This window comes from Bradyrhizobium icense (genome assembly GCF_001693385.1).
Lineage (GTDB): Bacteria > Pseudomonadota > Alphaproteobacteria > Rhizobiales > Xanthobacteraceae > Bradyrhizobium > Bradyrhizobium icense.
In genome coordinates this window covers 5,371,622-5,386,393 of the sequence record NZ_CP016428.1, presented here as the reverse complement: position 1 = coordinate 5,386,393, position 14,772 = coordinate 5,371,622, and the positions used below count along the sequence as shown (strand labels likewise).

General features: G+C 59.4%; 9 protein-coding genes and 1 pseudogene. 8 read left to right on the top strand and 2 right to left on the bottom strand.

The annotated features are described in order from the left end of the window. Positions 1-538: 538 nt before the first annotated feature. A complete protein-coding gene (locus LMTR13_RS25365; RefSeq protein WP_156795783.1) occupies positions 539-985 on the bottom strand; it encodes a hypothetical protein in 447 nt (148 codons plus the stop codon). Between the two features lie 504 nt (positions 986-1,489). Between LMTR13_RS25365 and LMTR13_RS25360 the strand changes: the two genes are divergently transcribed. The 7 genes and pseudogenes from LMTR13_RS25360 to LMTR13_RS25335 all read left to right on the top strand — a co-directional run bounded on the left by LMTR13_RS25360 (position 1,490) and on the right by LMTR13_RS25335 (position 10,482). Beyond that, positions 1,490-3,142: a class I adenylate-forming enzyme family protein gene (locus LMTR13_RS25360; protein WP_065730182.1), complete on the top strand. Its 1,653-nt coding sequence runs from the start codon at positions 1,490-1,492 to the stop codon at positions 3,140-3,142. A gap of 1,165 nt (positions 3,143-4,307) precedes the next feature. After that, positions 4,308-5,585: an aminotransferase class I/II-fold pyridoxal phosphate-dependent enzyme gene (locus LMTR13_RS25355; RefSeq protein ID WP_083219498.1), complete on the top strand. Its 1,278-nt coding sequence runs from the start codon at positions 4,308-4,310 to the stop codon at positions 5,583-5,585. 512 nt (positions 5,586-6,097) lie between these two features. Continuing rightward, the gene (locus LMTR13_RS41870) at positions 6,098-6,823 is read left to right on the top strand and encodes an aspartate/glutamate racemase family protein (protein ID WP_065730180.1); all 726 of its coding nucleotides are present in this window, start codon (positions 6,098-6,100) and stop codon (positions 6,821-6,823) included. Between the two features lie 400 nt (positions 6,824-7,223). Then, the gene (locus tag LMTR13_RS25345) at positions 7,224-8,393 is read left to right on the top strand and encodes a M24 family metallopeptidase (RefSeq protein WP_065730179.1); all 1,170 of its coding nucleotides are present in this window, start codon (positions 7,224-7,226) and stop codon (positions 8,391-8,393) included. 420 nt (positions 8,394-8,813) lie between these two features. Beyond that, positions 8,814-9,797: a threonine/serine dehydratase gene (locus tag LMTR13_RS25340; protein WP_065730178.1), complete on the top strand. Its 984-nt coding sequence runs from the start codon at positions 8,814-8,816 to the stop codon at positions 9,795-9,797. A gap of 105 nt (positions 9,798-9,902) precedes the next feature. Next, a pseudogene (glnQ, locus tag LMTR13_RS42765) lies at positions 9,903-10,001 on the top strand (glutamine ABC transporter ATP-binding protein GlnQ); the annotation flags it as partial. Positions 10,002-10,185: 184 nt separating this feature from the next. Continuing rightward, positions 10,186-10,482: a transposase gene (locus LMTR13_RS25335; protein ID WP_065730177.1), complete on the top strand. Its 297-nt coding sequence runs from the start codon at positions 10,186-10,188 to the stop codon at positions 10,480-10,482. A 109-nt stretch (positions 10,483-10,591) separates the two neighbouring features. On the opposite strand, the gene tnpC is transcribed toward LMTR13_RS25335, so the two are convergent. Then, positions 10,592-12,157 carry an IS66 family transposase gene (tnpC, locus tag LMTR13_RS25330; protein WP_065730176.1) on the bottom strand — a complete coding sequence of 522 codons (1,566 nt, stop codon included), beginning with the start codon at positions 12,155-12,157 and terminating at the stop codon, positions 10,592-10,594. Between the two features lie 540 nt (positions 12,158-12,697). On the opposite strand from tnpC, the gene LMTR13_RS25320 reads away from it, so the two are divergent. Beyond that, the gene (locus tag LMTR13_RS25320) at positions 12,698-14,767 is read left to right on the top strand and encodes a recombinase family protein (protein WP_065730174.1); all 2,070 of its coding nucleotides are present in this window, start codon (positions 12,698-12,700) and stop codon (positions 14,765-14,767) included. Positions 14,768-14,772 lie beyond the last annotated feature (5 nt).

The window sequence follows — 14,772 nt, the reverse complement described above, 5'->3', positions numbered from 1 at the left end:
CCGTTTCATCGAGGACCACCGCGACACCTATCCGGTGCGGCTGATGTGCGCCGTGCTCGAGGTCTCGCCGGCCGCTATTACGCTTGGCGTGAACGCCCGGTGAGCGGCCGCGCAACCTCCAATTCTGTGCTGCTGGCCGAGATATCAGCCCGCCAACAGCGACAGCGATACGGCCACAGAGTCGAATAGGCTCGTCGCCACGCGGCTCAAGACGCTAGCCGTTCGCCAAGATGACAACACGTCGTCAGCCGCCAGAACGTCCAGATCTTCACCGCGCAGGTTTCGAACAACGTGCTACTGCTTGTGGCCATCAGGCAGTTGCACGAGGTGACGAACTCGATCTTCGGCTTGAGCCTGTTTAGACCCGATTTCGACTGCGGCGGCATTCCGGGTACACGAGTCTAAGAAAGTCACGCAAGGGGCTATTCCAACGAGATCCATTTAAGAACATGCATCGCGCGTCGGTTCCGAACCACTTCGAGGTGCACGCCCAACACCTTGCGATGCCGTCGTCCCTGAATCGTAGTATGGGGCTGGATTAATTCGGGGGTGGACGAAGAGTGTAGCCAGAATTTGGGATGCCAAACCTCACCCAGTGGATAAAGTGGCGAAAGTCGTAGCTGGCTGTGGTGAGGACGGCGTTGGCAGCATCCCCTTGCCGGTACCAGGGATAGTTGCGGTCCATGCGATTGTTCAGCTTGAGATGGGCGATGACGATTCGACGGCGGATCTGTGGCGCCTGCCGCACTTGAGCCTCGGTCTTACGCCCCGCTTCTGGCCGGAGATGAAAACCCTGAACTTGCAATCTGGTATCCGAGATCATCCGTCTTGCCAGCACGAGTTTCTGCATGGCACATAATAAACAATGCGTGCCACGAGAAACCAAAGAACTGATAATCTCCTTTCGACCAAAAAATCTGCGTCTTAGACTCACACCGTTCCAAGGGTCTCTGAGAGGATCGAGCATCACAGTGGGTTGATGCATGCTAGGCGGCTTCTTCAAATGGCGATACGATATCCTCACCAGAGTAGGTAGTGCCCCGATCCTTGTTGATCATGTACGCTTAATTGCTAACTCGCAGAATAGGCTAGCACGCAGGTCATCACGATAGAAAGGTGCAGCAATGGCAAGCGTGGTTAATCCTCAGCACGTCTCACGTTCCCTCAGGTGCGCCGGCACCAAAAAAAGACTGCCAAACTCCTACCTCGAGCACGCGGGCCACACCGAGTCGCAAGGTGGTCTCTGCATCGCCCTGCGTGTTCGCGCCGTTTGATCTTGATCCGAGTGCAAAGCTGCGCATCAGGCACGCGGGAGCGGCGCCGCCTGACCAACGGTCGTATCTCCGCGATACGCATGCTGGATGGGCAGGCTGAGGTCTAGGAAATCAGCGCCGTCGGCGATGGCTCTGGTGATCCGCAACCAAGCGAGGTGAGTCAGATCGAACGTTTGCGGACTTCTCGTGTCCTCCTGAAACCGAAGGTTACAATTATGATACTCGAAAGATTGACAGAAACTCAGCTGCAAGAGCACGTCGCAAACGCGTTACGCCAGATCGAGGCGCTGGAGTCCGCATATGAGACGATCACAATCGCACAGCTGGTTTCAATGCGGGCGAAGACGCACGGCTCAACCACAGCGATCGACGTCTTCGATCGCGGTGAGCGAGCGACCTACTTGGAGATGGACCAATTGTCTAATAGATATGCGCATGCGCTACGTGCGTTTGGCGTACGCAAGCGCGATCGCATTGGAGTGATGCTACCCAATCGCATCGAATTCCCGGTCCTGTGGTTCGCTATTGCGAAGCTCGGTGCGGTGATGGTCCCGATCAACATGCGCTACACGCCGAGGGAAATCGAATACGTTCTGAGCGACACACAAGCCAAGTTCGCCGTTGTCGACGGGGCGGCGTGGTCAGTGTTCGCGGCGATGGAGCCTTGGCCGCAAGACCTCGCGAAGGAGGGAGTAATTCTCGTTGGGCAGCCTTCCCACGGGACAGCCGCTACGCTCGATCAATTGGTCAAAGGCGCTGATGACTCGTTAATAGAAGAGGATATCCGTCCCGATGATTTGTTGAATATTCAGTATACCTCAGGAACAACGGGCTTTCCAAAGGGCTGCATGTTGACGCACGATTACTGGGGCGTAAGGTCGTACCACGCGGCGTGCTCGGAGGTGCAAGCATATCAGAGGTATCTATCTGCGCAGCCTTTCTTCTACGGCGATCCGCAAGAGCATCTCCTGAGGTCATATCGACAGGGCGGCACGCTCTACCTGGCTCCGCAATTCAGCTCGACGCGCTTCATTGGTTGGATCAAGAAGCACCGCATCGAGTGGTGCCAATTTCCCGAGCTGATAGGCCGCCAGGCCGAGGCCTCTGCCGAGGACGGGGCGACATGCCTAAAACAGACCCTGAATTGGGGCTGGAGTCCTGATCTGGTGCGCCAATTTCGGAAGCGGTTTGGAGCGCGCACCCAGGACGCTTATGGGATGACAGAAATCGGCTTTGCCACGCTGATGACGAACGATCTCGACGAACTGGCGGACTCGGGTTCGGTGGGGATTCGTGCGCCTTTTCGGGCGCTGCGGCTGATGAACGAGGATGGCAGCCCCACGCCGGTCGGCGATGTCGGCGAGCTGTGGGTGAGGGGGCGCGGGATCCTAAAGGGCTATTGGAATAAGCCGGAAGCAAATGCCGCCTTGTTTGAAGGCGAATGGTTCAAGACCGGTGATCTGCTGCGTTGCGATGAGCTCGGCTTTCATTGGCTGGTGGGGCGCACGAAGGACATGATCCGCCGCTCGAACGAGAACATCGCTGCACGCGAGGTGGAGGCGGTCATCCGAGAGATTCCCGAGATTGCAGATGTGGCCGCCGTGCCCGTTCGCGATGTGAAGCGCGGCGAGGAGATCAAGATTTGCGTCGAATTGAGGGAAGGCATCACGCCAGACAAGCTAGACGTGGAGCGCATTCTCAGACATGCTCGCGCCAACCTTGCAGTGTTCAAGGTGCCGCGGTACATTGCCTTCATCCCGGCGCTGCCTAGAACCACCTCCAGCAGTAAAGTGCTCAAACGTGAGCTGATGGCCGTGAGCGATCCGCTTGCCGGCGCGTACGACGCTGAGGCGATGCGCTGGCACTGACGCGGACTTTTCAACCTCAGTTTGAGCGCGTGCAGGTGCCAGTTCGATAGTTCAAGCGATCCAAGGAGCGCAATGACCACCGTCGGCGTCTCGCCACGAGGCGCTTGCGTGTGGCGACGTGATCCGCCCGCACTGGCATTAACCTTTCTCGGTTGGCTCGGCATTACGACGGTCACGCGAATACAATAGCGCGCATTGTGCGATACGCTCGGCCTGCCCGAATTGCGTGAGAATGCTCCGGTCCTTGCCAAAGATCACCTGCCACACATGGAACAGATCGAACGAGAGTTTGTGCCGAGGCTGAAGGCACGTACAGCGCTGGAGTGGTTTGCAGTGGGACTGAAACGGAAGATCCGATTATCCCCGTGCCATACCGAGAAAAGCGTGCGCGCCGCGACTATACCTACCTTGCTTGGGGAAGAACAGGGCTTGACCGTTGGTTCGATCCAGCGGCTGAAGCCCTGGCGGAACGATTCCAGGTCCCGGCGAGCAGCAGCATTTCGCGAATACCCGAAGACATCTGATCGGCACTGTGTCATCCGGCCGCATGGCTCATGATGCGTGGCCGTCGGGGTTTCGGGTCGTGAACCAGACCCGTGCTCGAGTCCAGCCATAGGCTCGCAAACTGCGATAGATGCAGTCCACACCAAAGATTGACACGGATACTATGATAGATTGAGTATTCTGAGCACGCCGTAAGTCAACGCGAGCTTCGGCAGCACATCAACGGAATACAGTACAAAAGCCGCTTGCGAGAGCGAAGCCTTGCGGCCGCGTCAGGTCGAGTGCGATGTCGCGCTTGTTACGATTCATGATTACAGAAGCGCATTGTCTATACATCTGGCCGTCGACGTAAGCGGCACGCCGATCAACACCACGGTACCAGTCAGAATATTGGATGGCTTCGATTTGAGGGCATCCGCACCGAGATCAGCCAGTATGCGGGTACACAATGGACCTATGTCCCTAATCTGGATAGCTACTTGATTTGGTAGCTGTTCAAGCGAAATAGCCGGTGATTTAACTCGTCGGGACTAGGGCCAATCGAGCTGCCCGTAAGACTTGAACAGGGTCTGCAGTTGCCCATTGGCGTAAGCCTCGCTGTCATGTGGGCACAGCTGAACGATCGGCTGGATATCCTTTGTGGATCAGAATGGAACTTAGCATGCAGCAGCGGATCGCGCCATCGGATGGTGGTGGCCCGACTGAACACCTTCGGAACGCCACCTACGTGATCGGCGGGAGCAGGCAGTACCCCGATGCGGCCCACACGTCTGGCCTCATGGCCGCTCATGGACGTTCCACGACCGGACGCACTATCGCTTGGGGCAACGGTCCACTTGAGAGCCGTCCGCTGGTAGTTGATTTCCTGCGATGCTCCTACCTGGGCCTCGACAATCATCCGGTGGTCGTCGCTGGCGCGATCGAGGCGATCGAGGAGCAACGGTCATTGCATTGGTCCTGCGCCCGCACGCAACTCAATTTCGATCTTCTTGGAGAACTTGAAGAAACTCTCTCCGAGATGTTCTGCGCGCGCGTGCTCGCCTTTTCCAGTGTCATGCTCGCCAATCTGGGCGCGATGCCCATCCTCGCCTCGGGCCAATTGACCGGCGGAAGGAAGCCGGTTGTGGTATTCGACAGCTTTGCACACATCTCGCTCGCCTATCACAAGTCGGTGGTGGCTGATGAAACGCGGGTGGAAACGATCGTCCACAACGACATCGACGCAGTCGAACGTTTGTGCCGCGAAAATCCCGTGGTCGCATATGTATGCGATGGTGTTTACTCCATGGGAGACTATTCGCCGATCAAGGAACTGCGTCAGCTCCAGGAACGGTATGGGCTTTTTCTCTATATCGACGATGCTCACGGCATATCGATCTTCGGACGCCAAGGGGAAGGATTTGCTCGCTCTCAGTTTCCGCAAGGGCTCGGTGAGCGAACGGTCATAGCCGCCTCGCTGGCCAAGGGATTCGGCGCATCGGGCGGAATATTGATGCTTGGAACGGTCGACCACGAGGCGCTGTTTCGACGATACTCCATTCCCTATGCATTTTCGGGCGCACCCAATCTTGCGGCGGTTGGCGCGGCGCTTGGGTCGTGCAAAATTCACCGCTCGGCAGAACTCGGCCAGCGGCAGGGGAGATTGGCGCAACGAATTGACCTCTTTGACCGCCGTATCGCAACCGCCGAACAAGGCAATTCACTTCCGATCAGAACGATGGCTATCGGATCGGAGGCCAATGCGATTGCAATCGCAAGAGGCCTTCTCGATCGCGGATTTTATACCTCGCTGACGTTCTTGCCAGCAGTCGGCGAAGGAAAAGCGAGGATTCGGGTGTGCATTACAGCGGAGCACGAGGTCCGCGACATAGAGCGGCTGTGCGACTGCGTCTTGGAGCAAGTAGCCGAGGCAACCGGAAAGCCCTACCCGCTGAGGTGATATGACAATTCAGAGAGCTCTTATGTTGATGTCAATACCCTCGCGCCTGAGCAGGACCTGCAGCGGTCGATCGCCAAACCACCGGCGAACAGGCACCAGCTCGGCGAGCCGTGCGCGAGCGATCGCATTGCCCGGTCGACGGCTCCGAGATGCCCCGAGCTCGATCCATTCGAGAACGTCTGGAAATTCAGGCGCGAAAACCGGCTTCTGTAAGAGCTCTGCGGGTGTCAGTTCCTCTTTGAGCTCTGTGTCTTCGCCGATGCGCCGGACGTCCTTGCGATCCTTACTGAACGGCCGGCAGCTTCAATAGCTGCGTCGGTCGCGCACGCCACGACCGCTTCAACGATCTGAGCGGCTACGGCCGTGGCTTCGCGATACTGCCACGAGGACTTTCTGGCAATTCACGCTTGGTTGCAGTAAACTTTCGGAATTCCCCAATAGGTCGTGCAAATTCGGCGCGGTAAGCACGTACATTGGCGGAAATCGGCTGTGACCCTTGTTATGTATGCGCCATGACAACATCATTTTCGCAACCCCTTGGTATTCTGCTCCTGGATCGCGCGCTTCCGCCCGATGCGGCGCCGCTGACGCTGCCAATCGGCTCGATGCGAAATCCTGCTACGTTCGGATTCCCGACCATCTCGGAAACAGTCGCTGGGGCTTATGGGGATGATGTTATTCGCGGCAATCCAGCGCTTGAGCTGGCCTACATCGCAGCTGCGCGGCGCTTAGTTGAGCGGGGCGCCGTCGCAATAAGCTCGAACTGCGGCTTCACTATCCGGTATCAGGCGGCAGTGGCTGCTTCGGTAAAGGTCCCTGTTGTGATGTCGAGCCTGCTCCTGGTACCCGCGCTGCTCTGCCAGCTGCCAGTTGCCGCCAAGCTCGCCGTCTTAACCTTCGACTCGACCCATTGCGGGGAAGATCTGCTCGGGGTCAATCATCTGGCCGGGCGCGCGAGGGTGGTTATCGGCGGTCTCGAAGGCGGCAAGTTGTGGCGCAACGAGATGAGGCGTACGCCACTGCCGACCGATCTCGCAGATATTGAGGAAGAGGTCGCGGCCTGCGTCGCGCGACTTCGCGCCGTGCATCCCGAAATCGCGGCAATCCTGTTCGAGTGCACGGTGTTCCCGTTGGTTGCGCCAGCAATCCGCCGTATTACAGGGCTGCCCGTTTATGACATCACGACCCTGTGTCGGATGACGTTCGCATCCGTCGCGCCAGAGCGTACTATGGTCTAGCATCTGTGGGTGAAGGGATGTGTTGCTTCGCGGCTGGAGGGGGCAGGCAACGGCCCGTGTCGCAAGTTGCATAAGCGCGGTCGAATCCATGTATTTGAGCTTGGCCGAGCGCTGCTCGATGGTGTTGAATGCTTGGGTTTCGGCCTGCTCACCCCTGAAGGGCCCGCGAGCAAGGGCGAGAGCAGGCTGGTGCTACGTCTTCTTTGGTTGTGAGTACAACCTTAGTTCCTCACATTCGTGCTCGATCACAAGGAGTGCTGCTCGGCGGTTCGAGTCGCTCGTTTATAGCGAAATCGGACGTTGCGGGCCTGAGGTGAGCAACAGACTAGCATGAAGCCATTCGAGCCCTTCCCGGCACTTGCAAACCAGGAACCTCATTCACGGCGTGGGAGTTAAAGTCATGGCAATGCCCAAGGGACCGCAAGCGTTTCCACGGACCGAATATCTGCGACGTCTGTCCGCAGTTAAGGCAGAAATGAAACGGCAGGAAATCGAAGTATTGATCGTTACCGTCTCGTCGAACATCACTTATCTTAGCGGCTACACTGCTAGATCCGGGTACGTTCCTCAAGGTCTGATCGTCTGTCTAAAGGATGAAGAACCCTGCTTCATCGTGCGTCGCTGTGATGCGCCGTCGGCAAAGTACGAGATGTTCATCGACAACAGCCGGATCATCGGCTACCCCGAAAGCCTTGTTGGTAACCGCGAAATGGATGGTTTCGACGCCGTGAGCGACTTTTTACGTGACAATGGCCTGGCCAGCACCGGTGTAGGGCTCGAGATGAAATTCCTGCCTCATCGGTCGATAGGCAAATTTAAGGCCAAAATGCCGCAAGCCACCTTGGTGGACTTCACGGACTGCGTCACCTGGCTTCGGCTGATTAAGTCTGACCTCGAAATCGCCATTATGAAAGAAGCCGCGGCCATTGCCGATGCGGGAATCTTGCGCGCGAAAGAGGTCATCCGGCCAGGCGTGAGAGAAGCTGATGCGGCCGCAGAGATCATTGCCACATTGGTTCGTGGCGTCAATGGCAAACCGGGCACAGACGTTTCGGACTTTCACCTGTGCGCCTCCCCGCTTGCGGCCACCCCCCATACTCGGTGGAGTGAAGATGTTCTTCACCAGGGGTCGCAAGTTAACTTCGAATTCGGTGCTGTGCGTTACGGCTATGTCTCAGCACTGAGCCGTACCTTCATGATCGGGAAGCCTTCAGAGCGCCTGCGTCGTGTTCACGAGGGTGAAGTTGCCGGTATGGAAGCCGCCCTCGCAGTCGTCAGGCCCGGAATTACTTGCGGCGATATCGCAACGGCTTTCAACTCCACGATCAAGAAGTATGGTTTCGAGAAAGAAACGCGGTGTGGCTACTCCATCGGAATCGATTGGCTTGAGCCGACGGCCAGCATCAAGGAGAGTGATCGGACTGTCTTGCAGCCGAACATGACCTTCCACCTACTGCTCAATAATTGGATCGATGAAGATTTCGGCTATGCTCTCAGCGAGACGTTCAGGGTTACCGAAACTGGCGCAGAAGTGTTCACGACTCTGCCGCGAGAGATCTTTGTGATGTAATCACCGGTCAAACGCCAGGGAGACGAAAACGTCGCAGCCTGCGAGGACGGGAATGCCGAGCCACGCGGTTGTGACTATTGGTCCTTACTGTGCGAGCCCGATATTGCGCGGCTTCGCACAGCGGATCGGGTTTCTGTCGTGGGCCTCCTATTTCAACTCGCGGTCCTCAATGATCCTTCGGATCCACATCTATCCGGCGAGCCAGGCGAAATCATGGTGTTGATCTGCGATGCACCAGCGATTGTGATCGCAGATCAAGGAAAGATTGTGAGTATTGCATCCAGGCATCTGAGACTACGATCAACTCGCAGGCTTCATGTTGTAAGCAGTTCGAAAAGACCGAAAGCAGGAGCAAGCTCCTACAAAACAAGATGAATGGCGCAGACGTGTCGCTCGCCAGATCGAAATTGCAAATTGGATATGATGGAACAAACCCTCCCGGTCGGGCCGGCCGACATCGATGCTGCGGCGCGAGTGATTGCGTCCTTCGCCATCCGCACACCGCTCTTGTCGTCCCCCGTGCTCAACGAGCGTATGGGCGCAAATGTCTTCCTGAAGCTGGAGATGCTGCAACGGACCGGCTCCTTCAAGTTTCGCGGCGCTTTCAACAAGATTTGCTCGATTCCGGAAGATAAGCGGAGCGGGGGGGTCGTCGCGTTTTCTTCGGGCAACCACGCCCAGGGTGTGGCGGCGGCGGCCAAGATTCTCAAGGTGCATGCGACCATCGTCATGCCGTTGGACGCACCGTTCTTGAAGCGCGAGCGTACCAGGTCCTACGGCGCCGAACTCGTGCTGTACGACCGCGACCGCGAGGATCGTGAGGCGGTCGCGCGCGGCATCGCCGAGAAGCGCGGAGCGACTTTGGTGAAGCCTTATGACGATCCCTTCGTAATCGCAGGGCAGGGCACGGCCGGCCGGGAGATCGCGGAAGACATGGCAGCGCTTGGGATTGCGCCTGATATCGTGGTGGCGCCGGCGTCCGGCGGCGGCCTAATCGCCGGTGTCGCGACGGCGGTGAAAGCACGCTACCCGCAGGCCCAGGTGATCGCGGCCGAGCCTGAGGCCTTTGACGATCACAGCCGCTCGCTGGCCGCTGGCCACCGTGAGCCACATGCGCCGGCAGGTCGCACCATCTGCGATGCGCTGATGGCCTTGATGCCGGGCGAGATCACCTTCGCCATCAACAGTAGGCTGTTGTCGCGCGGCGTCACTGCGTCGGATACGGAAGTAGGCGCTGCGGTTGCGTTTGCTTACCGCGAATTGAAGGTCGTGGTCGAGCCCGGCGGCGCTGTCGGTCTCGCCGCGCTCCTTGGCGGTCGTCTCAATGCGGCCGGTAAGAATGTCGTCATCGTGCTCTCGGGCGGCAATATCGATGCCAACTTGTTCGCAGAACTTGTCACCTGACTCTGAAATTGAAAAGGGGCAAAGCATCGCCACTCTGCCCCGTTCTGTTTATCGGCGCGAGCCTGGTCGTCAATGCATGAAGCCGACCCGGCGGTCCATCGCCTCGCGCGCGCCGTCGTGGACCGGGTTATCTTTATGGATTCCGGCCCTGAAGAAGGCAAGCCCCGCAACTTCTTCACCAATCCGCAGCACAAAAGAACGGAACGAAGCTTCTCGTCAGGCCATGCTTGCGGACACGACGGGCACATGGCGATGCTACTAGGCGCAGCGTACGCGCCCGGTGAAGGCCCCTAGCAGATCAGCTGTGATTGAGAGAGTTTGCTCATTAATTGCAAATTAATGAGCAAACGATGGCGGTGACGGCTGCCAGGGCCGGCGGCGATGGACAGTGGCTGAAAAGCTGCGGATTGTCGAAGACAGCCTGACGGCCGAGATGTCCATTGTGGAGGTTGCGCGCCGCCACCGTGTTCACCCCCATCAATCATATGGCTTGCGGCGGCAAGCGCGATTGGGACTTCTGGGTTCTGATGTTGCGGTCGCGCAGAAACGCCGGTTCGTTCCGATTGCAGTCGCGCCGGCTGAGAGCAAGGTTTGCGAACAGCCGAAGGCAGCGGTCGGTGACGCGGCGCCGATCATCGAACTGGTGCTGCGCAACGGACGGCTCTTGCCCCTGCCCGAGAGGTGACGCCGGCGCGCGCTGCCGCGTTGGCTGATGCGTTGGGAGGGATTGCGGAATGGTACGCATCCGGTGACTGCCCCCGGCTAGGCCGTTTTTGGCGGAAGGCTGATCGCGCTTAAGCGGCGTGAGCGACGCTCTGAGGCTGCCAATTCCAAGGCAGCAGTTCGTGGATGCGCTTGGCAGGGTGATCCGGCAGGCGGGCCAGGACGTCGGCAAGCCAGGCTTGGGGATCAATGTCGTTGAGCTTGGCGCTGGCAATAAGGGTATAGATCGCAGCCGCACGCCGGCCACCCTCATCGGAGCCGGCGAAGGTCCAATTTCTTCTTCCCACGGCGACGGTCCGTAGCTCGCGTTCGGCGGCATTGTTCGACATGCACAGGCGCCCGTCGTGAAGGAAGCGGGTGAATGCATCCCAGCGGCTGAGGCAGTAATTGATCGCCTTGGTCGTATCGTTGTTCCTGGAGAGCTTGGCGCGCTGCTCGCGTAACCACGCCTCCAACTCGACGATCAGGGGGCGGCTACGCTCCTGGCGCACGCGCAAACGTTCCTGCGGTGCAAGCCCGTTGATCTCGCGCTCGATGGCGAACAGAACATCGATGCGCTTGACCGCCTCGGCCGCGATCGGCGCCTTGCTGAGCCGCGCGAGATCAAAGAACTTGCGCCTGCCGTGCGCCCAGCATGCAGCCTCGATGATCGGGCCTCTCTTGCGATTGGCCTCGTAGAGCTTGCTGAAGCCGGCGTAGGCGTCGGCCTGCATCAGCCCGGCATAGCCCGCCAGATGCTGCTCCGGATGCGCACCGCCACGATCAGGCGAGTAGAAGAACACGGCCGCCGGCGGATCTGGGCCGGCAAACGGACGGTCGTCGCGCACGTAGGTCCAGAGCCGGCCGGTCCGGGTCTTCCCCTTGGCCAGGACCGGCACCGTGGTGTCATCCGCGTGGATGCGCTCGGCAGCGAAGACATGGCTCCGGATTGCGTCGACCAGCGGCATCAGGGTTGCCGCTGCGGCGCCCACCCAGTCCGCGAGCGTCGACACATCGAGGTCGATGCCTTCGCGTTGATAGACGTCGCTCTGACGATTGAGCGGCAGGTGCAGGCCGTACTTGGCAAACAGAACATGGGCCAGCAGCTTGGGCCCTGCACGCCCGCGCGCAATCGGATGCGAGGGGGCCGGCGGCTGGGTGATCGCTTCGCAGGCTCGGCAGACGAGCTTCTCGCGCACGTGCTGGATCACCTTCCACTGGCGCGGAACGAGCTCCAGCGTCTCGGTCACGTCCTCGCCGATCTTGCGCAATCGGCTGTCGCCGCAGCATGGGCAGGTGGCAGGCACCGGATAGACAATGCGCTCCCGCGGCAAATGCTCCGGCAGCGGCCGGCGGCGGCGCTCGAATGGTGCCACCGTAATCTTGTCGGCTGCGGCCATCTGCGCCGCGGTCTCGGCTTGCGCGGCGTTCTCCTCCAGATCGGCGAGCTGCAGCTCGAGCTGGTCCAATAGTACGCCACGTTCCGAGGACTGTCCGAACTGCTCGTGCCGCAGCTTCTTGATCGTGAGTTTGAGCTTCTCGATTAGCAAGGTTCCCGCCTGGGCCTCCGCTTCCGCGGCCAACCGGGCTGCGCGCTCGGCGCGCAGCATCGCCTGCAGCGTGGTCACATCGTCGGGAAGAGAATCATCGGCGCCCATCGCCGACCAGAGAATCACATCACGCCGGCGCTGTCCGAACTGCCGGCCGTGTTATCGATTCAAATCCCAGCGATCAGCCCGCCGCCTGCGGCCGCCAGGTGTGCTGCGGCATCCGCCAGTCAATGCCCTCGAGCGAAGGCGTCGGGAGATACCCATAAGAGTCACGATGACGTAGCCGCCGGCGAAGAGGTGGAAGTCGTTGATCCGCGTCATCCGCTTTATGGCCGGCGCTATAGATTGATCTCGATCGGCAAGGAGTCGACCACCCGTGGAGCGTGCAAGGAGTCCTTCGCGCGTGTACATTACCGATTCGGTCTCACGCTTCTTTTGCCGCTTGGGGTTACGAATCTTGAGCGGAACGGCTTGCCGCGCGCCACGCCGACCAAGCTGAGCCTCGACGCGCTGCAGAACTTAATCGCGGTGGCCGAAGAGAGCGGGGGCGCATGCCCATCGAACCTCGAGAGGTCTGGCGCAGTTTGCCGGAGACGCTCCGGCAAGCGATCGCAGAAGATCTCGGCCAAGTCCTGCGGGAGATGAGCGATGGGCTCGGAACTCGTCAAGCCGGATCATCTGGATCGCAAAGCAGTGGTGTATGTGCGGCAGTCGACGCCACACCAAGTGACCACCAATCAAGAAAGCCTGAAACTTCAGTACGCCCTCTCGCAGCGCGCTCGTGATCTCGGATGGCGCGAGGCGGACATCGATGTGATTGACAGCGATCTTGGGCAGAGCGGCGCTGCCGCAGCCCATCGGAAGGGATTTAAGGACCTGGTCGCGCGCGTCACTCTTGGCGAGGTTGGCCTTATCCTATCGATGGACGTGACGCGCCTGGCGCGCAATTGTTCGGATTGGTACCCGCTGCTTGATGTCTGCGGGCATCGCCGTTGCTTGATCGCTGACCGTGATGGCATCTACGATCCTGGAACGCCTAATGGCCGCCTGCTGCTCGGCTTGAAGGGAACGATCTCAGAGCTGGAATTGCACACGATCAAAAGCCGGATGACCACTGGGCTTATGGCAAAAGCCGAACGCGGTGACTTGGCCTTGCAACTGCCGGCGGGCCTTGTCCGCGATCCTTCTGGGGTGGTCACCAAGGACCCCCATCTCGAGGTGCAGGGGCGTCTATTGCTGCTCTTCGAGACCTTCCTGAAAGTCCGGACGGCCGCGCAAGTGATGCGGGCCTTTGTTAGCCGCGGCTTGGCCTTGCCTCGTCGCGATCGCCATGGCGATCTGCGCTGGCAACCGGCCACCGTCTCGGCCGTGACCGCGATCCTGAAGAATCCGGCCTATGCAGGTGCCTTTGTCTATGGAAGGACTTGGCAGAAGCCATCGCGAACACCAGGGGCGCATCCGCAAAAATCGCCGCGAACTGGAATGGACTGGAGGATCGTGGTGCGGGACAAATATCCTGCCTTTATCGATTGGGAGACCTTCAAGAAGATCCAGGCCATGCTGCGAGACAATCGCGCAGAATACCAACATATCAAGAGCCGCGGGATCCCCCGCGATGGAGCGGCCTTGCTCCACGGCATCACCTATTGCGGTGAGTGCGGACACAAGATGACCGTGCGCTACAAGGGCGGCAGCCAATATGTCTGCAATCATCTCAAAATCCAGCGTGGCGCTCCGGAATGTCAGAATCTGCGCGCCGCACCGATCGACGCGCAAGTCACAGCGGCATTCTTGGAAGCGGTGGCGCCAGCGGAAATCGATGCGTTGTCCAAAGCTCGCAAGACCCATCTGCAGTCCGAAAGAGCCCTGCGGCACGCCGAGGAGCAGCAGATTGAGAGGCTTCGCTATCAAGCAGCCCTCGCCGAGCGCCAGTTCAATCGCGCCGATCCCGACAACCGGCTGGTCACAGGCGAACTGGAGCGGCGGTGGGAAGCCGCTCTGTTGGAGCTGCGCCGAGCCGAGGAGGCGTTGGCCCAGCGCAAGGTGCCCAAGGCCAACGACCCCATAGGCGTTCCTCATGATCTGCGTGCCAAGGTGATCGCCCTCGGAAATCGCCTCCCAGCGCTATGGGAGAATCCGGCGACCCGCAGGGATCATCGCAAGGCGCTCTTGCGCTGTCTGATCGAAAAGGTCGTCGTGCGCCGCGGCGCGCGCGACAAGGCAGAGGTACGCATTGTATGGCGCGGCGGCGCAACCACCGAGCTACGCGCCACACTGCCAGTCAATGCCGTGGCTGCCTTGCCGCGGCACCAGGAGATGGTGGAGCGCATTTGCGCGCTGGTTCGCGAGGGCATGCATGACGATGAGATCGCGCTCATTCTGACGCAGGAAGGGCATCACTCGCCATGGGAAGCGGACAAAGTCTTGCCGGTCACGGTCCAGCGCATTCGGCTTAAACGTCGCCTCAAGGTGCAACATCGGCAAACACGATGGCCGGCGATCGCTGACCATTTGACAGTGACCCAACTGGCAAACCGTCTCAGCATTCCCACCAAGTGGATCTATGTTCAGCTCAAACGAGGGAGCATCCTGACCACCCGAGAGCCTTCAGGCCGCTTCCTCTTCCCTGACAAAACAATCGCCTTGCAAGCCATTTGCAGCTTGAGAAATCATCGTGTCGCGAAGATTGATCTGAGGGAGGATCATCATGAAAAGTAGGGGCA

Coding starts and splice junctions, on each gene's coding strand:
- LMTR13_RS41870 (WP_065730180.1), top strand. CDS start 6,098: ATGACAACATCATTTTCGCAACCCCTTGGTATTCTGCTCCTGGATCGC.
- LMTR13_RS25365 (WP_156795783.1), bottom strand. CDS start 985: ATGCATCAACCCACTGTGATGCTCGATCCTCTCAGAGACCCTTGGAAC.
- tnpC (WP_065730176.1), bottom strand. CDS start 12,157: ATGGGCGCCGATGATTCTCTTCCCGACGATGTGACCACGCTGCAGGCG.
- LMTR13_RS25340 (WP_065730178.1), top strand. CDS start 8,814: ATGATGGAACAAACCCTCCCGGTCGGGCCGGCCGACATCGATGCTGCG.
- LMTR13_RS25355 (WP_083219498.1), top strand. CDS start 4,308: ATGCAGCAGCGGATCGCGCCATCGGATGGTGGTGGCCCGACTGAACAC.
- LMTR13_RS25345 (WP_065730179.1), top strand. CDS start 7,224: ATGGCAATGCCCAAGGGACCGCAAGCGTTTCCACGGACCGAATATCTG.
- LMTR13_RS25320 (WP_065730174.1), top strand. CDS start 12,698: ATGGGCTCGGAACTCGTCAAGCCGGATCATCTGGATCGCAAAGCAGTG.
- LMTR13_RS25360 (WP_065730182.1), top strand. CDS start 1,490: ATGATACTCGAAAGATTGACAGAAACTCAGCTGCAAGAGCACGTCGCA.